Genomic DNA, 20,423 nt, shown 5'->3' with positions numbered 1-20,423 from the left:
GAGGTGAATAGAAATGACAGAAGATAAAATTTATGACGTTATTATTATTGGAGCAGGTCCAGCTGGTATGACAGCAGCGGTGTATGCATCACGTGCAAATCTATCAACACTAATGCTTGAACGAGGTGTTCCAGGGGGGCAAATGGCGAATACTGAGGAAATTGAGAACTACCCAGGATTCGAACAAATCCTTGGCCCTGATTTATCAAAAAGAATGCTTGCTCATGCGAAGAAATTTGGGGCGGAATACGCTTATGGAGATATAGAAGAAGTTGTGAATGGCCCTGAATACAAGACGATACATGCTGGGAGAAAACAGTATAAAGCAAAGGCAATTATTATTGCAGCAGGGGCAGAATATAAAAAATTAGGAGCCAATGGGGAAAATGAGCTTCGTGGACGAGGTGTTTCCTATTGTGCAGTTTGTGATGGCGCTTTCTACAAAGAAAAAGAATTAGTCGTCATTGGCGGCGGCGACTCAGCGGTGGAAGAAGCAGCATATTTAACACGTTTTGCTTCAAAAGTAACAATTATACACCGTCGGGATGAACTGCGTGCCCAGGCTATTTTACAAAAAAGAGCTTTTGACAATGAAAAAATCGAATTCGTGTGGAGCCATGCTGTTAAACAAATTAATGAAGAGAACGGCAAAGTAGGCAGTGTAACGCTCGTTTCTACAAAAACAGGTGAAGAACAGGCTGTTGTAACAAATGGAGTCTTTATCTATGTGGGGATGCTTCCGTTATCTAAGCCTTTTATCACTCTAGGTATTACGAATGACAACGGATACATTGAAACAAATGAAGAGATGGAAACGAAAGTTCCTGGAATTTTTGCAGCGGGGGATATTCGAGAAAAAACGCTTCGTCAGGTCGTTACAGCAACGGGAGACGGCAGTATCGCGGCACAAAATGTCCAACATTATTTAGAAGCATTGAAAGAGAGAATACAAGTAGAAGTGTCCGAATGAGCATGAAAAGGGACACGATTGTCCGGTTGTATTGTAAATGCCTCTAAAAACAGATAAATTAATGACAATCGTTATATATATCAGAACAATCAGAACGTCTATTTTGTGATAACGATGAAAAAATTGAGGATCATTAAAAAGGTTTCTTAATACAGTTAGTAAAAAATCTAGCTATCAACTTAATACGAGAGGTGACAATATGATTAAAAAATCTGTAGCAGAAAATATCATATATGCAGCACTTGAAACAGGTGGAGATTTTGCAGAGATATTCATTGAGGATAAGAGGAATTCAACCATTAGTATGATCGGTGGTGTGGTAGAACGTGCATTAGCTGGGCGAGATTACGGGGTAGGTATTCGTATTCTTAAAGGGGAATACTCGGTATATGCATTCACTAGTGATGACAGCGAGAGTAATTTATTGAAAGTGGCTCGCGCTGCAGCTCAAGCCATTCGCAGCAATCCTATAAATCTAACATTGAATTTACAACATACCATTATAGAAAATAAGCATCCTATTATTGTTACACCTGATTCTATAGCTAAAAAACAAAAGGTGGAGTGGCTCCGACGGGCACACCTAGCAGCGAGTTCTTATGATTCGGTCATTACCCAAACGACGACGACATTTCTCGACACCATCAAGGATATATGCATTGTGAACTCGGAGGGCCTGTTTGTAGAGGATCGGAGAGCATATAACCGAATGGGAATTAGTGTTATAGCGGAATCGGGCAATGAGCGAGAATCTACCAATGTAGCACCAGGCTATTATGGTGGGCTAGAATATATGGAAACACTTGATATTGAAGGGATTGCAAGAGAAGCTGCACGGAGCGCAAAGACGATTCTATTTGCGGACCACGCGCCTTCTGGAAATTTCCCAGTCGTTATCGACAATGAATTCGGTGGGGTCATCTTCCACGAAGCATGCGGTCATGGTTTGGAATCACATGCTGTCGCACGAAAGGCGTCTGTTTTTGCGGATAAGCTCGGTGAATTTGTTGCTTCCCCTCTCGTGACAGCCTATGACGATGGAACGCTACAGAATGCGTGGGGCTCTCTTAATATAGATGATGAAGGGATGAAAACACAGAAAAACCTGTTAATCGAAAATGGAATATTAAAAGGGTATTTAATCGACAAATTGGGTGGTCGTAAGATGAATATGTCTCCGACAGGTTCAGGTCGTCGGGAGTCCTATAAATATGCGCCAACTTCACGGATGAATAATACATTCATCGCACCAGGGAAGTCGACACCTGAAGAAATTATTGCAAGTACGGAGTTAGGTATTTACGCTAAGTATATGGATGGTGGTTCCGTCAATCCAACAACGAGTGATTATAATTTCTCGGTCAGTGAAGGGTATATGATCCGAAATGGAAAAATAGCAGAGCCTATCAAAGGGGCAGCTATTATTGGAAAAGGAATCGACACACTGAAAAAAATAGATATGGTTGGGAATAATTTAGGACTTGGCATCGGAATGTGTGGAGCATCTAGCGGAACAGTGCCTGTCACTGTTGGGCAACCAATGATCCGGGTTTCTGAACTCACAATTGGCGGTAGAGGAGGAGAAGCTTGATGAATATTCAAGACTTTCAACTAGAATTATTTGCTGCTGGAGCTAAAAAAGGATTTCAGGATATGGAGATGTTCTATTCCTCTAGTAAAGCGGTATCCATTTCAGTCTACCAGCAAGAAATAGATGATTACACAATTATGGAAGAAGGGGGTGTTTCTTTCCGAGGATTATTTAATGATCGGATGGGTTATGCATATGCCGAAAGAATTGCGGAAGATTCTATTCCACTATTACTGGAGGAAGCACATAATAATGCCCTAGTCATTGAAGTGGACGATGGTGAAGATTTGTTCGAAGGGTCATCTGCATATGCCGAAGCAAGACCTTTCTCAGAATCCATCGATGGACTTTTACCAGAAGAGATGATTCAGGCGGCCATGGAGTTAGAAAAAGTGGCATATGAGTTAGATGAACGTGTGACACTTGTCCAAGCCTCTTACGCATCGAAAGTTGTAAATGAGAGTTTGATTGCCAATACGAAAGGCTTGAATTGTCATTCAAAAGCAGCGTTTGCTTCAACGGGACTTTATTTGACTGCAGAAGACGGCGAATCCACGGCAACGGGTGGCGAGTCCGACTTTACATTAACGAGCTTCTCTGACATGAATATACGCGAAATTACAGAAAAAGCAGTAAAAGAAGCTGTTTCTAAATTACATGCGAGCTCTATTAAAACTGACAAATATCCAATTATTTTCCGTTATGATACAGCGACTGAACTAGTGGGTTCGTTTTTAGGTCAATTATCTGCTGAATCGGTCCAACAGGGCTATTCCAAGTTAAAAGGTAAACTAAACGAGCAAATTGTAGGGGGAAATATTACATTTGTAGATGACCCACTTATGGAGGATACAATTACTTACTCACCTTATGACTCTGAAGGGTTTGCTACTCGGAAGAAGGATTTGATTCGGGATGGTAAATTGCTTTCATTCTTACACAATCGGAAAACAGCAAAGAAAGATGGCGTAGAGTCAACAGGAAATGCTGTTAAAGGTGGATTTAGGTCAACTGTAGGCGTCGGTCCGTATAATCTATATTTAGAACCAGGCATGTCAACTTTAGATGAAATGATTGCTGATACCGAAAAGGCTATTTTAATCGTCGAGCTACAAGGTACAAATGCAGGCATCAACTACACATCAGGAGATTTCTCCCTCGCTTCGATAGGATTTTTGATTGAGGATGGGAGAGTCACTCGTCCAGTCGATCAGTTTACGATTGCTGGTAATGTCTTTGAGCTGCTAAACGATGTAAGCACAATTGGTAGTGATCTCCGTATCCGTGGGTCTATCACACTTCCATCTATTAAAGTGAATGCATTACAAGTCTCTGGTAATCAATCCAATTGACTCGATAGATAATTTTGAATGCCCGAATTGACATAGAAATTCGGGTATTCATCCTAGTAAATTGAGTCATTGCAATGAGAACTATACATTACGTACAGTTTTGTATATAAATGACTGAAGATTTTAATAAGTGGTGAAAAAATAGAATCGAGGGGGAACCTACATTGTCAAACGTAATCAATGTAACGAAAGAAAACTTCCAAAAGGAAGTACTAGAATGTAAATTACCCGTATTGGTCGATTTTTATGCAGATGGTTGTGGACCTTGTGAATTCATCGCACCTATTCTAGATGAGCTTGCCGATGAATATGGTGAAAAATTAAAAATCACCAAGTTCTATGTTCCAATGGATGATGTATTAAATAATTCAAATGAAGTAGTCGCTAAATACGACGTTATGGGATTCCCGACACTTTTATTTTTTAAGGGTGGAGCAGTAGCGCACTCTCATTTAGGATCTTTGGATCGCAAAGAGCTTCTATCATTCGTAGATTCTGCTTTGTGAGTTGGCTAGTTAATTGCAATTGATCTGAGGGGAGGGATAACACATGGAAACCAGTGAAAAACACATGAGAAAACATGACGAAAAGGGAATATGGAAATCCTATATCCGGTTAATGTTCAAGGCTAAATTACCATGGGGTTGGATCATATTTGTATCAGCCCTCTATATACTCTCGGCTACTATCTCATTAGCGTTTCCAAACTTCGCTTCAAAAGTAGCGACCGGCGTATTGAAGCCATACATCATCTGGGGGACAGTTGGATTAATTGTCGCAGATGTCGTCATGTCTGGCGTTGTGCGTTATTTTAACAAACTACTTGTCGCTAAAATTGATGTTAGTTACCGCTCTTTGATTTGGGAACGACTGATTAAATCACCGTTGCGCTTTTTTGATCAGATGAAACCTACTACAATGATCACTCGAATCACAACCGATGCATCTCAAATTAGCGTAGTTTTAGGATCATATCTGCCATCCTTAGCAGCGACTATATACGGGACTATCGGAGTTGTAGCAGTCATATTTACATATGATTGGCGGCTTGCATTATCGGTAATCGTTTATATCCCACTGTATCTTTGCTTCAATTTGTACTATGGAAAATGGAATTACCGTGCATTCAAGGAGACATACAATCGATTATCAACCTTGACCCAATTCCTATCCGAATTACTCATGAGTGTGCCACTTATTAAGACATTCGTGACGGAACAAAAAGAGGACGAACGTGGGCATAAGAATTTGCAGTATTACTATAAAGCGAATATGCGTAGATACCTCGTTATGTGGGTGGAGAATCCGATAAATGGTGTTTTGAGTATAACATCAGATATTCTTGTCATTTTGTATGGTGGCTATCTAGTGAAAGCTGGCATTATCACGATTTCTCAGTGGCTTGGATTTTTCATGTACATTGGAATGCTGTGGGGTATGCTTGGCTCCTACCTAATGATGTATGTGGAAATCAAGAAAAGCCAAGGGGCAACAGATCGCATCGCAGCATTGATGGATGGTGAATTGGAAGTTAGTGAAAGAAGTTTCGGCATTGAAAAGTTGGAAGACGATATAGTATTTAAAAATGTAGCATTCAGTTATAGTGAAAAACCTGTTTTAGGATATGTCGATTTAACTATCCCAGTTGGGAAAGTAACGGCAATCGTCGGACCAAGTGGAAGCGGAAAGTCAACAATATTTTCACTGCTACAACAATTCTATCAACCAAATTCTGGTGAAATTTTACTAGGTAATACACCAATTTCAGACTATCATTTAACTGATTGGCGAAATCTATTTGCTGGTGTTGCACAAGATAGTCCAATGATTTCTGGGACGATTCGGGAGAATATCGTATACGGGGTAAACCGAAAAGTTACCAATTTAGAATTGGCAGATGCTGCCGAGAAAGCAAATGCATTGGAGTTTATCAAAGGATTCAAAAATGGGTTCGATACTTACGTCGGTGAGGCAGGTTCGAATTTGTCAGGTGGGCAACGCCAGCGCGTCGCGATTGCAAGGGCTATCCTTCGGAACGCCAAGGTTTTATTGTTGGACGAAGCGACTGCAAGTTTGGATAGTCAATCAGAGAAATCTATTCAACAAGCGATGGAAACATTGAAGCAAGGAAGAACAACTATCATGATTTCCCATGATCTATCAAATGTCCAAGATGCTGACCAAATTATTGTATTGAATGGCGGAACCTTGGATGGTGCTGGAACACATAATGAACTCCTAGAAACGAATGAGTTATACCGTCTTTTAGTTCAACTCCATACAAATTCATCGGTAAGTTAAGTCATGCAATGTAGGTAAGGGGGGGGAATTATGGAGGAAACGAAACAACATGGTTGGAAAGAGTTTTTTACGCTCATCTTTAAATCTAAACTACCATGGCATTTGTATATTATAGGTACTCTGGTAGCGGCTGCTTCCACAACTGTAGCTTTAATTATGCCGAAATATATTCAAGGGATATTTGAAGGGGATATTTTCAATAATGAGGTCGTAAGGAATTATATTCTGTTAGGCGTTCTCGCAAACATATTAGTGGCTCTCTCAGCATTGTTTTTCTCGATTACACCACCAATCGCTATGCGGAATGTGCAGAAAACTGTTTGGTCAAAAATTATGAATATGAAAATGAAAGACTATTCAAAACAACCTTCTCAGCAGTTAATAAGCCGGATTACAGATGACCCAGTTTATATTGATAGCGTTGTAGCGGGTATGAAGACTGTTTTGACTTCAACATATTCACTAGTGGGTTCATATGGGATCATGTATACTATGAACGCCAAATTGACGTTTGCACTATTGCCGGTCATTCCCTATATTTTGATTGTTTCAGCGATAGTAGGACATTATACGCAAAAAACACAAATGGGCGTGCAAACACAATACTCAGGGGTTACCGCATTTTTTGCGGAACGGCTGCCTAGAATTCGATTAGTAAAGTCTTTTAATAAAGAAGACGAAGAAATTAGGCTAGGCAAAGAGATATTGATTGGGCAATATAAAGCAGAGAAAAAGAGGATTACCGTAGACTTGTTTGCCGAGCCTTTAATGCAAAGTGTTCGAGCAATTATCGTCGGAACTGTGCTTCTATACGGCAGCTATCTCGTAACTAAAGGGGAACTCAAAGTTAGTCAAGTTATTTCCTTCTATTTATACGCTCAGTTCATCCATATGAATGTATTACAGTATGGTTTATTCTGGCAAACGACGAAGCAGGCCAAAGGGGCTTCTGAGAAGATTTCCAGTATTCTTAACTCTGAGAGTGAAAGGATGAAACGAGAAGAACTGATGCCAGCCACGGACAAACAGGACTTGAAATTTGAAAATGTCTCCTTCAGTTATGGGGAAAGAAACATATTGTCACATTTGAACATGACGATTCCAGCGGGTAAGGTGACTGCAATTGTTGGACCGAGTGGTTGCGGAAAGTCAACTATTTTTAAACTAATTGAACGCCTCTATGATCCAAATGTAGGACGGTTAGTGATTGGAAATAGTTCTGCCGAAAAAATTCATCTTGATGATTGGAGAAGGTCCATTGCAACTGTATCGCAATCAAGCCCGTTGATATCTGGTTCAATTCGAGACAATATAGCATATGGTCTCGAAAGGGAAGTAAGTGATGAAGAAGTCAGACGAGCAGCAGAATTGGCAGATGCCTTAGAGTTTATTGAGGAGTTCCCTGAAGGTTTTGATACGGAAGTCGGTGAATTTGGCTCAAGACTGTCAGGCGGACAGCGTCAACGAATCGCTATTGCACGTGCATTTATACTGGACGCTCCTATATTGCTTTTGGATGAAGCGACATCAAGTCTCGACGCACAGTCCGAGAGTGAAATTGAAAAATCATTAGCTTTGCTAATGAAAGGCAGAACAACGATCATAATTGCCCACGATATGAATTTTGTCAAAAACGCAGATAAAATTATTGTCATTGATGCAGGAACCGTTTCTGGTTCAGGTACCCATGATGAATTAATAAGATCCAATAAACTATACAAAATTTTAGCGGCTATTCAGTTGTCTAAAGATGAGAAAATGATATTTACCTAAATTCAGCTGGAGACGCCTATATATGGGTGGGGGGCAAGAGTGTGAGATTTTAATTCCGTTCAGCATGGGTTGATACTTATTTCGAATTTGGATAGAGGAATGCAACCCAATTATGCGCAATAAAAGAATGCGACAATTTCTGTTTGAAACACTGATCTTTCAGTGATTAAAATAATACTAACTCTAGGAGGAATGGAAGATGAAAAAGTTTTTTATGTTATTGTTGGTGGCATTGATTGTTTCTGCTCTTGCGGCTTGCAGCGGAGATGACAAAAGTAATGACAATCAAACACCAGAAAAGGACTCGACGGAACAAACAGATGGTGCAACATCAGGAGAATTAGAGAATGACTACTACAAAAACGTCGTAGAAATCCTAAAAGAAGAAGGCTATGAAGTGACAAATATTACTGGAGGGGATCCAGAATTTTTTACGGATACAAAATCTTCTTTTGGAGCTGAAGTCAATGGAGAAGACATGCTTACATTACAATTGTTTGAAATTGACCCGAACAGTGAGCATTTGAAAAATGCGAAGGAAACTGGAATGGGACAAGCGGAATTTGAAGGAGAAGTAGCGGAGCTTCCAGTTCTTGTTATCGGGAACCATTATATTTTTATGGCGGAAGGTCATCCGGACCAATTGGATATTTATAAACTTTTTCAGGAAAAATTGAAGTAAGTTATTTATAGGTTTATTCAAAAAATGTGAACGAGGATCTTTCTTCCTTGTTTGCGTTTTTTTAGATTCATAAACTTTGAAATTGATACTTGATGGATTTTTCGATATAATAATTGAATAAGTGTTATTGAAAGAATATTTTAAAAGCTGAAAAATTATATTGTATAAATGGGACAATGACTAGAAACAGGTGACGAAATGGGTATGGCTATAGTTATCCACATAATGGGAATTTTTGTGTGGTCCATTCAACTTTTAACAGGGCTATTATTAGGCCTCTCAATGGTTGGTTTAAAGGTTCGACAATCACTTAAAAAGTTGATACTACTTAGTTTACTATTCGGGCTAATTTACAGCGTCGCTCCTATTTTTTATCCGTCAGACTATATTCCAATTCTTCTTTTTATAGCGCTATTCGCCATACTTGTCCAGATGATGAAAGTGCCTGTCACGCAAGTCTTAATCGCTTTACTACTGGCACTTATTTTCAATTTACTTATCATTTCACTTTTGGAATATAATATATTCTATCTTCTGCTTGACATGGCGAATGTATCATTGGATATTGGAACGAAAATGTCGATTGATTTTTTTGCAATGTTGACTAATATATTTATGTCAATGATCATTGTTTCGAGATCACCGGTTATATTTCCGAAAAGTTTATTTGAAAAGCCAATGAGTGCAGATGATTCTGAAATTTCTTTTAATAGTCAGGTGTACTCTGTTATACTCATATTATCCCTATTAGTTGTGGGTCTTTATTTTACATCGTTGGAACTTCAACACATACGCTTACATTACCGCTGGTTCCTCACAATTTGGTCACTGGCCGTCACGGTTGCCATTATCTTATTCCAGCATAAAATTATTTTATTTAAAAATGAAAAAGTTCAACTTTTTTTGGATCAGCAGTATCAGAAGGAACTATTATCGTTTTTCAGTATAATTCGATCGCAACGACATGATTTCAATTTTCATTTGACTGCTATTAATGGTCTTATTCAAAAAAAGGAATATGATGCCTGTAAAACATATATTGAAGAAATGGTGAAATCAGCAACGGTGATAAATGATCTGCTGCCACTGCATCATCCGGCGACTGCTGCAATGTTGAGCACATTCAAAGAAAAAGCCGCAGCGAAAGGGATTACGATTGAATTCATGATATTGAATGATTTACGGAATTGCCCTTGTTCAGTTTACGAAATCAATAAAGTGATTGGTAACCTTCTCCAAAATGCAGTGGATGAAGTAGAGCAGCACCCCAATCATAAGCAACCGATTGTAGTAGAGATGAATACGCAAAGGAATCAACTCCTCATCACTGTAACAAATGAAATTAATATAATGGGTGATAAGTTGGATAATCTATTCCAAGTAGGATTTTCCACTAAAATTCATCATGAAGGGCTTGGCTTGCCTATTGTAAAAAAGATTGTCGAAAAATATCAGGGAATTGTCTACCCAGAATTGGATGGTGGGTTTATTAGTTTCCATATCTCGATTCCTGAGTTGTCTACTACCAAATGGGGGTAAAGAGCTGTGAATATACGGGTGTTAATAGTGGATGATGATCGAAGCTGTATTGACGACTTGAAGGTCCATCTTGCATCACATTCATTGCTAAACTTAGTTGGGGAAGTGAATAGCTCCGAAGATGCCCTTGTTTTTCTGGAGACTTATCGTGTTGACTTGTTATTTCTTGACATTGAAATGAATGGAATGGATGGGATTAGGTTTGCACACCTTGCAGAAACTCTATACCCAAATATGTTAATTGTATTCGTGACGGGGCACCCCCAATTTGCCTTGGAGGGTTATGAAGTTCACCCTGTTGACTTTTTAACTAAACCCGTTAATCCAGTACGCTTGAAAAAAGCCCTTCAAAAAGTGGAGGAGCGCATATTGGAAACGCCGTTGCCTAGAGATGTGAAAATTGGCTTGAACGTGCCTGGTGGCATACATATGATTTTGGTAAGTGATATAAGATTGATAGAAAAAAGAGGAAGAAAAGTCTTTGTTGAAAGCAAAGGGGGAACCAGATACGAAACGAGGGAAACAATGAAGAAGTTGGAGGAAATTTTCCTTCCTTTCAACTTCGTCCGTACCCACCAATCCTTCCTCGTCCCTCTTCATACAATTATGTCGATCACTTCCGATTCTTTCTCTCGCTCTTACACGGTCCAATTGAAAAACTTCGATGACCTCGTCCCACTTAGTAGGAAGAATTATAATGAACTGAAAGACAAATTGCAAAAACAAGTTGAAGGATTGACGATACACTAGAAACATATTGGTTACTCACACAACACAGATACAGTTCTGACAGCTGAGTATGTCACCAAAGAAAATAGCCCTTCGATCGAGCAATCGGTCGAAGGGCTATTTCTGATCTGTTTTGAGCTATTAACGTTCCATGGATGTAGTGTCAGCTACACCTATGCGTAACGTTATTTTTGTTCCAATAAATGGAGTAAGTACCTATAATTTCATTTTGTAACACGCAATTTGACTTAAAGGACTTCACTTTGATAGATGTATTAATTAACAATATTTACAGTTAATTTACATAAATCATACACTAATCAGTTATTCAGAGTGCTACACTATGCGTGGGGAAATAAGTTAAGAAATTACTACTGATGGCACGCCGTATGCGATGAAAGTCGCTTGTACGGTGTAGGCCCGACACGAAAGTCGCAGGAATGCGGTATAAGACGGGAATAGCTTAACAACTGTAACTAATGTAGCTGACTTTAATACTGCTATTGTGCAAGGAGTAGGTTCTATTAAAATTTCAGGCGATATCGCTACAAATTCAAAATTCGACCTTGCTGGAAAGAATATTGTCAATTTAACCATTGATTTAACAGGAATGTCGAACAAAGATGTTCTTACTTTAACAAATGGAAGTGTAACAAACCTCACGGTAATAGATAAACAGGGTGTTTCATTAACTGTTGAAAATGTACTAGTTCATAGTAGTACAAACCTTAATTGATTTTATAAGAAAGAGAAAAAGATTTCTGCTTTTAGTGACATAAACAGACCAAATATCCTGTATGTTGTTGAGGGAAAAAGCGGTAAGTTGTAAGACTGTGTAGTATTTAGAATTATGTGTCGAAATAATGTGATTTTTATATATTCTAAAGCAATATACAATGTAGATGGGGAAATAAGTTAAGAAATTACTACTGATGGCACGCCGTATGCGATGAAAGTCGCCCGTACGGTGTAGGCCCTAATCGAAAGCCACAGAAATGTGGTATAAGACGGGAATAGTTTATCGAACGTTACAAGTGTAGCTGATTTTAATAAGGCTATCGCGCAGGGAGTAGATCCACTTACGATTTCAGGAAACGTTACAAGTAATTCGGTATTCGATCTTGCTGGAAAGACTATTACAAACCTAACAATTGATATTACAGGAATGGCTACGGGAGAAAAGTTAACTTTAAAGAATGGTACTATAACAAATTTATCAATAAAAAACAAAGCAGGCGTTACATTTACGATTGATAGTGTACAAGTTGTAAGTAAAACAAACCTTAATTAAGTTTGTAAGAGATGAATGGGAGGAATATAATATCTCCCATTCCTTAATGATTTGAGTTCTTTGGCTGGAAACAACACTAATAATAGTCAAGTGAAAAATGGTGATTGGGTGTCCTATTTATCGTTTAATAACATAGAAGTCGAAGGGAAGAGAATGAATGAAAAATAAAAATCGGTTTACTATTAATAAATCTGCAGGATATGCCGTTTTATCAACAGCAGCATTTGCATCACTAGTAGTAGTTCCATCCGTAGTAGCACATGCGGATGTAGTTTTTACAGGGGCAACAAGTTTTAAAGGTGAAGTGGTTATAACATCGCCCGTTCAACTAACTGATGATACTAATAGCGGTTCATTAAAAAATGCCAAAATAGTCATTAATTTAAGCAGTCCTGGTGAAACAATTAACCTGGGGAAAGTAGAAGTTAATAACCTCGAAATAAAAAGTTCTGCCAAGTTAGTTGGTTCAGGTCTTGGTAACGCACAGGTTGTTTTGAAACCGGAAAGTAAAGATAGCGCTATTGATCTGAGTGGTAGTAATGCAACAAATATCATTGTAGGGAATAACAATGTAAAAACGATTACAGTTGCGGCTGGTGTAACTAGGATCACAATTGCGGATGGGGTAACAGCAGCCAACCCGACTATTTTAGATGAAAATGGGAAACCTAGAGATGATGTAAAATTTGTTCCTGAAACACCGGTTGTAGTTGATAAGACAGCACTTGAAACAGCAATTACAAATGCTGAAAAAGCTGTTGAAGGTGCGAAAGAAGGAACTGAAGTAGGACAGTATCCAGTAGGTTCTATCAAAACACTTCAAGATGCAATTGAAGCAGCGGAAGCAGTAGTAGCTGATAAAGAAGCGGAGCAAGAAGCAGTAAACGCGGCAAGCAAGAAGTTGAATGATGCTGTTGAAGTATTCAAAGCAGGTAAAGTAAGCGATGGGAAATTTAATCTATCAATCATGCACGTAAATGATATACATGCTAATACTAACAAGGCACCAAGGCTTGTTACAGCAGTAAAAGAAGTACGCACAGTTAAACCGGATGCATTGTTATTAAATGCTGGGGATGTTTTCTCTGGAACTTTATATTTCAATGAATTCCTAGGTCAAGCAGACTTAGCATTTATGAATTTAATGAAAGTCGACGCTATGACATTTGGTAACCATGAGTTTGATCTTGGTTCATCTGCGGAAGGTCACAAAGCATTGGTCGACTTCATTAAAGCAGCAGACTTCCCATTTGTATCATCGAACGTAGATTTCTCGAAAGATCCAATTTTTGATGGATTGTTCAATACGAAAATTTCAAAGACTCCTAAAAACAGCAATATCTACACGGGTATTGTAAAAGAAATAAACGGAGAAAAAGTCGGTATCTTTGGACTAACAACTGCTGAAACGAAAGACATTGCAAGTCCTGGAAAGATTACATTCTCTAATTATATTGAGGACGCAGAAAAAATGGTTGCTGAATTTGAAAAAATGGGTGTCAACAAAATCGTAGCACTTACACATATTGGTTTTGATGATAATGCCGCTATGGACAATGACCAAGAATTAGCTGCAAATGTAGCTGGGATTGACGTAATTGTAGGTGGACATAGTCATACGCAATTAGACAAACCGGTAGTTGTAGATAAAGATGAAAAAGGTGCAGCAAAAGATACAACGATTATTGTACAAGCGTATCAGTATTCGGATTACCTTGGGACTTTAGATGTTGAATTTGATAAAAATGGCGTAGTAATAGGGCATGCAGGAAAGTTGATTAAGACTGCAGATAAAGCAGAAGATGCTGAGGCAGTTGCACTCTTAAAACCTTATAAGGATAAAATCACTGCTGTTAATGAAAAAGAAATTGGAGTCATACTTGATAATGCATTATTAAGTCCAAGGACATCTGATGTAGGATATGTACCAGGCACAAGTGTACGAGCTAGTGAAACGATTCTAGGGAACTTAATTACAGATGGCATGCTTGCAAAAGCGCAAGGATATGTAAAAGATAAAAAAGTAATCATGGCATTCCAAAATGGTGGGGGAATTAGGGCAGGTATTGGAGCAGGACCAATCACGGTAGGTGAAGTAATCACAGTACTTCCATTTGGTAACACATTAGCGACAATGGAACTAACAGGTTCCGAATTAAAAGAAACATTTGAAATTAGTTTTAAAGATTATCCAAAAGAAAGTGGTGGGTTTTTACACATAGCTGGTGCAAAAGTAGAATTCGATTCTTCGAAACCTACTGGACAACGTGTAGTTTCGATTGCATATAAAAATGAAGATGGTACGTTTACTAAAATGGAAGATGCTAAGACGTACACAGTAGCGACAAACGCATTCACTGCCAAAGGTGGAGACGGCTATGACGTTCTTAAAAAAGCGTATGCTGCAGGTCGTGCAACAGATCTTGGGCTTTCAGATTGGGAAAACTTAAGAGAACATTTAGTATCACTAAAAAACATAATTCCAACTAAAATTGAAGGTCGTCTTGTAGACGTTGCGGGTCAGGAACCGGATACTGATCTACCAGGTGGAGATATTGCAAGCGAGGATTTCTCTGGTACAGTTAATGCGCCAAAAGTATACAACGGTGACGTTACAGTATCAGTTACTGACGTAGCTTCCTTTGAGAATGTAACTGTCAAAGGTAATTTGATTCTTACAGGCACTCCGACTGGGAATGTATCCTTTACGAACATTACGGTTAAGGGTAATTTAAATCTTTCAGGGCTTGATGGAGCTATATTTGACTTTGACGGCATTACTGTCGATGGAGAAACAATTCTTTAAGCTTTTGTGTAAAGTCTTCTGCTTGTAGGCTGAAGGCTTTGTATTTTACAATGTCACATTTGCTTTACTCAAAAACTGTATATATAAAGGGGAATTGTTTAGATGAGTAAAAGGGATTGGAAGAAACCTGTGAATACTATGTTAGCGGCAAGCTTAGTAGCAGGCCTAGTAGTACCGGCATTACCTGCTACAGTAAGTGCGGCAACGAATGCAACGGATCTGATTATTTCTGAATATATAGAGGGAAGTAGTTTTAACAAGGCAATTGAACTTTATAATGGGACAGGTGCTGCAATCGATTTAAGTGCATATTCACTTGAACTTCATGTGAATGGGGCGACTACTGCCGCTTTTAAATTGAATTTGACAGGTACATTGGAAAATGGAAAAACGTATGTGGTGCATCATAAAGATGCAAATGCAGATATAAAGAGCAAAGGGAATCTTGAAAACACGACCGTCATTAATTTTAATGGAGATGATCCAATCGTTCTAAAGAAAGATGGAATGGTTATCGATTCTATAGGACAAGTAGGACCAAAAATCAACTTTGGTACCGATGTTAGTCTAGTCCGTAACAGCAATGTGACAACTGGCGATACGGTTAGTGATGATGCATTTAATCCGTCAGTCGAGTGGACGGCTTTCCCTAAAGACGATTCTTCTAATTTAGGTTTCCATACTATGGATGGCGGTGATCCTCCAGTTGTAGAAAATAAAGTCGACACTGTAACAGTTTCTATACCATCTTCTAGTGTTCCTAGTGGTACTGAAATAACGTTAGCGACAAAGACGGATGGAGCGGCCATCTACTATACAATAGATGGAACAGATCCAACTAGTTCAAGTACAAGTTACGAAAATCCTATTATCGTTGACGCAGATATGACCATCAAGGCAATAGCAATGAAAGATGGATTAGAAGACAGTGCAATTGCCGAGTTTACTTATACGATAGCCAGTGAATCTGGGATACCGTCAATCGCTGATGCAAGAATTTTACCGATTGGCGAAACCGTTACGATTAAAGGCGTTGTTGCTGCAAACTTAAAAAACACTATTTCAGTACAAGATGCTACTGGCGGGATTGCAGTACGACCTACAAGTTTAGCTATCGCAGTTGGTGATGAAGTGACACTTACTGGTAAATTGGCAGATTTCAAAGGCCTCCTTCAATTGGATGCGGCTAAAATCGTTGAAAAAACGGGGAATATAGGTGCGCCGACGCCTAAAGTAGTAACGGGGGCAGAAGTCAACGAAGCGAATGAATCACTTCTAGTGCAAACGAAACAAGTTACATTAACAGCAGTAGACGCCAACTTAAATTATAAAGCGACAGATGGGACAACAGAATTTATCGTCCGTGATGAAAACAATACATTAGGGTTAGCTGTAGGAAACAAATATGAGTCCATCGCAGGGATTGTCCAACAATTCGATTCGGCTTATCAAATCATTCCACGCTCACAGCAAGATGTTATTGCGGATAGTTCGATCATGCAACCGGTCTTTGCAAATCCAGCGAGTGGAACATTCATCGGGGGCACGACTGTAACATTATCGACAAGTACGGAAAACGCAACTATCTACTACACAGTAGATGGGACAGAACCAACGAAAGAAAGTAAAAAATATGAATCACCAATTGATATTAAAGTAAATACAACGCTCAAAGCAGTTGCAATTAAGGGAGATGGATCACTTAGTGAAGTGAAGACGTTTAACTATAACGTTACGGATAGTCTTCAAATTCACGATATCCAAGGAGGAGGACATACGTCCACATTTGCGGATAAAATGATTGAAGGAGTACAAGGAGTTGTTACCTACTCATTTACTTTAAGCGGTTCGACATACTATACTGTCCAAACACCGGATGTATTAGCAGATAGCGATCCGAATACATCTGAAGCGATTCTCCTTTACAGTGGTAAAAGTACTTGGCCAATACAAGTCGGAGATTTAGTAGCTGTAACTGGAAAAGTTAGCGAATATGCAATCGATGGCTATGATGACCGACAAACAACTGACATGAAAACAACGCAAATTAATGTCCGTGACGATCAAGGCGGAAAAGTTAAAGTTGTCGAGAAAGGCGTAGCATTACCGGCGCCAATCGTCATTGACGATAAAAACTTGCCAACAGAGCATATTGATAGCGATAAGTTAGCTGTATTCAATCCAGATGTAGATGCAATTGATTTCTGGGAAAGCTTAGAAGGTATGCGTGTAGAAGTGGGCGATGTGAAAGCCGTAGCGCCACAAGATAATGGTGACCTTGTTACCGTTCTTGATAGTAAGAAAACGAACTCCTTACACGGAGGACTTCTATTAGAAGAAAATAACCAAAATGCGGACCGCATCCAATTTCGCTTAGAGCCAAATGGACCGGCGCGTGATTTTGAAGTCGCAACTGGTGATAAATTCAAAGGGCCAATTGTAGGTATAGTCGGCTATTCATACCAAAACTACAAAATCTACGCTTCGTTGGATGAAATGAAAACTAAGCATTCAAAAGGAAGTGCAACACCCGAAAAAACAACGATTGTAAAAACAAAAGATAAGGTAACGATTGCTTCTTATAACTTGGAAAACTTCTCGAATAATAAGAAGTCAACAACTGATGACAAAGCTAGAAAATTGGCAAGAGCTTTTGCTTCTGACATGCAAAGTCCTGATATTGTAGGGGTAACAGAAGTTCAAGACAATAATGGACAAGACGCTGGTAACTCAGAAGCGTCACAAAGTTATGAAAGACTTATTGCTGAAATCGTAAAAGCAGGCGGCGTGAAATATGAGTATGCCAATATCGACCCAGTTAACAATCAAGATGGCGGCGCACCAAATGCGAATATTCGAGTTGGATTCCTCTACAATCCAGAGCGAGTAACGTTAACGAAAGGAAATCCTAAGGGCGATGCAACTACGGCGGTCGGATACAAAAACGGAAAGTTAACAGTAAACCCTGGCCGTATAGCTCCAACAAATGATGCTTTTAATAGCAGCCGTAAACCATTGGCCGCACAATTCGAATTCCAAGGGGAAAGTGTTATTGTCATTGCCAACCACTGGAACTCAAAAAATGGAGATACACCACTCTTTGGTTCGCAGCAACCACCAGTTTACAAGAGTGAAGTACAACGTCATAAAATCGCAAACATCGTAAATGATTTTGTGAAGGATGTAAAAACACAAAATCCGGAGGCAAACGTCGTGTCTCTTGGTGATTTTAATGACTTCCAATTCTCTGAGACCCTAAAGATTCATGAGGGTGATAATATGACGAATATGATTAACAAAGTAGAAACAGCTGACCGTTACTCATACGTGTTTGGAGGAAACTCACAAGTATTAGATCATATTCTAGTTACCAATAACTTAGTTAATAAAACAGAAATAGATATCCTTCACATCAACGCAGATTTCACGGATATGGCAGGACGTGCGAGCGATCACGATCCAGTTCTTGTCCAAATTGATCTTGCAGGTAAAGATGTCGTTGAGCCGATCGTAGCAGAAAAAATCTACAACATCAAAGATCTTAAAACGAAAAAATTAACGATTGGTAAACAAAGCGTTTCTGTTACGCTCGACGATAAGTCGGTAATTACGGAAGGCGTTACGTTCACTGGAGCTTATGCAGAATTCCATGGTGTAGGCTTTGCGAACACAACAGTAACAATCAAACCAGTTGAGTCTGGGGCGATTATTGATTTCAAAGGTATTCAAGTGAAAGAAGTCACCATCGATGGCGCGAACGTAAAAGAAGTTAGAGGCGCAGAAAAAATCCAAAACATAAAATTCATTAACGGTGCAAATCCAGACAATATTAAATTCACAAATTCGAAAGGGGAACCCATTGAGGTTCCTTCTTTCCCTGTTGGAAACAAAGCACCTATCGTGAAGAAACCGATTGCTAACGCTACTGTTAAGGTAGGGGAGCATATATCCATCGTGTTAACAGACCACTTCTCTGATCCTGAAAATGATGAGCTAACTTTTACATCAACAAAAGGGACAATAGAAGGGGCATCATTAAAATTAACGCTTAATGAAGGAAGCCATATTGTTGGCGTCACGGCTTCAGATGGTGAAAAATCTACTACAATCAATTTCTCTGTAACGATAACAGCCGATGTTGAATTGCCAACAGATGTTTATTACAAAGACGCGATTGGTAAAAACGGGCAGGCGTTAAAAAACGCGCTTCATGAAATTATTGATGGACATACAGAGCTTACTTACGATCAAGTATGGGAAGCATTGCGTGAAACAGATGAAGACCCGAAAAACGTCAACAATGTCATTCTATTTTATTCCGGAGATTCACGCTCTAAAACTCGTAATGGTGGGAATGTCGGCGATTGGAACAGGGAACATACCTGGGCACAATCACACGGGAAATTCGGAACGAGTAAAGGACCAGGAACAGATATCCATCACTTGCGCCCTACAGATATTCAAGTAAATAGTTTAAGAAGTAACTTGGATTTTGACAACGGAGGCAGCGCTGTAAAAGGCTGTAACGGCTGTTTCAAAACAGCAAATTCTTTTGAGCCACCCGATAATGTAAAAGGTGATGTAGCAAGAATTCTCTTTTACATGGCAACACGCTATGAAAAGGGTGACAAGGTTGACCTGGAGTTAAACGACAAGCTTAATAATGGAAGTGTACCTTACCACGGAAAACTCTCGACTTTGTTAAAGTGGCATGCACAAGATCCGGTTGATGCATTTGAACAAAACAGGAATAATGTCATCCAAAAATGGCAAGGAAACCGCAATCCATTTATCGATCATCCTGAATGGGTGGAATTGATATGGAAACAGGCTGCTTCAGCTGATTTGCAAATTGCGTCCTAATGCTAGAGTAATTGTGTACGGTATCATTTGGGACTTTCCTGCAATAATTTCGGATGCGCATATAACTACTCAATAAAAGTACTAGAATAGCATGAAGAAAAAGCGGGATTCAGCCATATTCACTTTGGCTGAATTTTTTACTGTATATAGTTGAAATCTAGTAGTGGTCATAACTGTACTTTGCAAAGGTGCTCAAACAAACTACTTTATTCACTATAATAATCAATCTGCAAAATCTAGCTATATTCCTTCGATATGTAATTTGGCGTTGGATATAGCTGTAGTGGTCCAAAGTGATATGGACAATTAATTCGGCATCCGTTTCCTAAAACTGTAAATAGAGATACCTAATATAAAGATTTGTTTATTCGAAATGATATAAGGATTGTCTGGGCTAGTAGGTGTACTAGAGTTACAGCGATTCAAACGAGTATAGCTGTATAGAACAAATCGAAATTAGTTCAATTGGTAATTGCACAGGTACCAGTAATAGCTCGGTGCCAGTCAGAGCGACTGAGCCTAGGTT

The 20,423-nt window shown here is 39.1% G+C and carries 11 protein-coding genes; all 11 read left to right on the top strand.

From position 1 onward, the window contains the following. The first annotated feature begins 13 nt into the window (after nucleotides 1-13). Nucleotides 14-970: a thioredoxin-disulfide reductase gene (gene trxB / locus FQ087_RS13465; protein ID WP_149581102.1), complete on the top strand. Its 957-nt coding sequence runs from the start codon at nucleotides 14-16 to the stop codon at nucleotides 968-970. Nucleotides 971-1,169: 199 nt separating this feature from the next. Further along, nucleotides 1,170-2,561 carry a TldD/PmbA family protein gene (locus FQ087_RS13460; protein WP_149581101.1) on the top strand — a complete coding sequence of 464 codons (1,392 nt, stop codon included), beginning with the start codon at nucleotides 1,170-1,172 and terminating at the stop codon, nucleotides 2,559-2,561. Next, nucleotides 2,561-3,913, top strand: coding sequence for a TldD/PmbA family protein (locus tag FQ087_RS13455; RefSeq protein ID WP_149581100.1), 1,353 nt, complete (start codon nucleotides 2,561-2,563; stop codon nucleotides 3,911-3,913). The genes FQ087_RS13460 and FQ087_RS13455 overlap by 1 nt, the downstream gene beginning before the upstream one ends. Nucleotides 3,914-4,077: 164 nt before the next feature. Further along, nucleotides 4,078-4,419, top strand: coding sequence for a thioredoxin family protein (locus FQ087_RS13450; protein ID WP_149581099.1), 342 nt, complete (start codon nucleotides 4,078-4,080; stop codon nucleotides 4,417-4,419). Between the two features lie 43 nt (nucleotides 4,420-4,462). Next, entirely contained in the window at nucleotides 4,463-6,214 is a 1,752-nt protein-coding gene (locus FQ087_RS13445; protein WP_149581098.1) for an ABC transporter ATP-binding protein, read from the top strand. A 30-nt stretch (nucleotides 6,215-6,244) separates the two neighbouring features. Further along, a complete protein-coding gene (locus tag FQ087_RS13440) occupies nucleotides 6,245-7,987 on the top strand; it encodes an ABC transporter ATP-binding protein (RefSeq protein WP_149581097.1) in 1,743 nt (580 codons plus the stop codon). 199 nt (nucleotides 7,988-8,186) lie between these two features. Continuing rightward, nucleotides 8,187-8,669, top strand: a complete 483-nt coding sequence (locus tag FQ087_RS13435; RefSeq protein ID WP_149581096.1) for a hypothetical protein — start codon at nucleotides 8,187-8,189, stop codon at nucleotides 8,667-8,669. Nucleotides 8,670-8,873: 204 nt separating this feature from the next. Further along, the gene (locus tag FQ087_RS13430; protein ID WP_188006748.1) at nucleotides 8,874-10,208 is read left to right on the top strand and encodes a sensor histidine kinase; all 1,335 of its coding nucleotides are present in this window, start codon (nucleotides 8,874-8,876) and stop codon (nucleotides 10,206-10,208) included. A 6-nt stretch (nucleotides 10,209-10,214) separates the two neighbouring features. After that, a complete protein-coding gene (locus tag FQ087_RS13425) occupies nucleotides 10,215-10,958 on the top strand; it encodes a LytR/AlgR family response regulator transcription factor (RefSeq protein ID WP_149581094.1) in 744 nt (247 codons plus the stop codon). Between the two features lie 1,427 nt (nucleotides 10,959-12,385). Then, a complete protein-coding gene (locus FQ087_RS13420; RefSeq protein WP_255452330.1) occupies nucleotides 12,386-15,034 on the top strand; it encodes a bifunctional metallophosphatase/5'-nucleotidase in 2,649 nt (882 codons plus the stop codon). 102 nt (nucleotides 15,035-15,136) lie between these two features. Beyond that, nucleotides 15,137-19,897: an endonuclease gene (locus FQ087_RS13410; protein WP_255452329.1), complete on the top strand. Its 4,761-nt coding sequence runs from the start codon at nucleotides 15,137-15,139 to the stop codon at nucleotides 19,895-19,897. Nucleotides 19,898-20,423: the final 526 nt, after the last annotated feature.

The sequence above is a fragment of the Sporosarcina sp. ANT_H38 genome, assembly GCF_008369195.1.
In the GTDB taxonomy this organism is placed as follows: Bacteria; Bacillota; Bacilli; order Bacillales_A; family Planococcaceae; genus Sporosarcina.
The sequence above is the reverse complement of the archived record's forward strand: the minus strand, read 5'-3'. Positions and strand labels throughout refer to the sequence as shown.

What these genes read in the sequence shown, in the direction of transcription:
- trxB (WP_149581102.1), top strand. Translation starts at nt 14, where the DNA reads ATGACAGAAGATAAAATTTATGACGTTATTATTATTGGAGCAGGTCCA.
- FQ087_RS13460 (WP_149581101.1), top strand. Translation starts at nt 1,170, where the DNA reads ATGATTAAAAAATCTGTAGCAGAAAATATCATATATGCAGCACTTGAA.
- FQ087_RS13455 (WP_149581100.1), top strand. Translation starts at nt 2,561, where the DNA reads ATGAATATTCAAGACTTTCAACTAGAATTATTTGCTGCTGGAGCTAAA.
- FQ087_RS13445 (WP_149581098.1), top strand. Translation starts at nt 4,463, where the DNA reads ATGGAAACCAGTGAAAAACACATGAGAAAACATGACGAAAAGGGAATA.
- FQ087_RS13440 (WP_149581097.1), top strand. Translation starts at nt 6,245, where the DNA reads ATGGAGGAAACGAAACAACATGGTTGGAAAGAGTTTTTTACGCTCATC.
- FQ087_RS13435 (WP_149581096.1), top strand. Translation starts at nt 8,187, where the DNA reads ATGAAAAAGTTTTTTATGTTATTGTTGGTGGCATTGATTGTTTCTGCT.
- FQ087_RS13430 (WP_188006748.1), top strand. Translation starts at nt 8,874, where the DNA reads ATGGCTATAGTTATCCACATAATGGGAATTTTTGTGTGGTCCATTCAA.
- FQ087_RS13420 (WP_255452330.1), top strand. Translation starts at nt 12,386, where the DNA reads ATGAAAAATAAAAATCGGTTTACTATTAATAAATCTGCAGGATATGCC.
- FQ087_RS13410 (WP_255452329.1), top strand. Translation starts at nt 15,137, where the DNA reads ATGAGTAAAAGGGATTGGAAGAAACCTGTGAATACTATGTTAGCGGCA.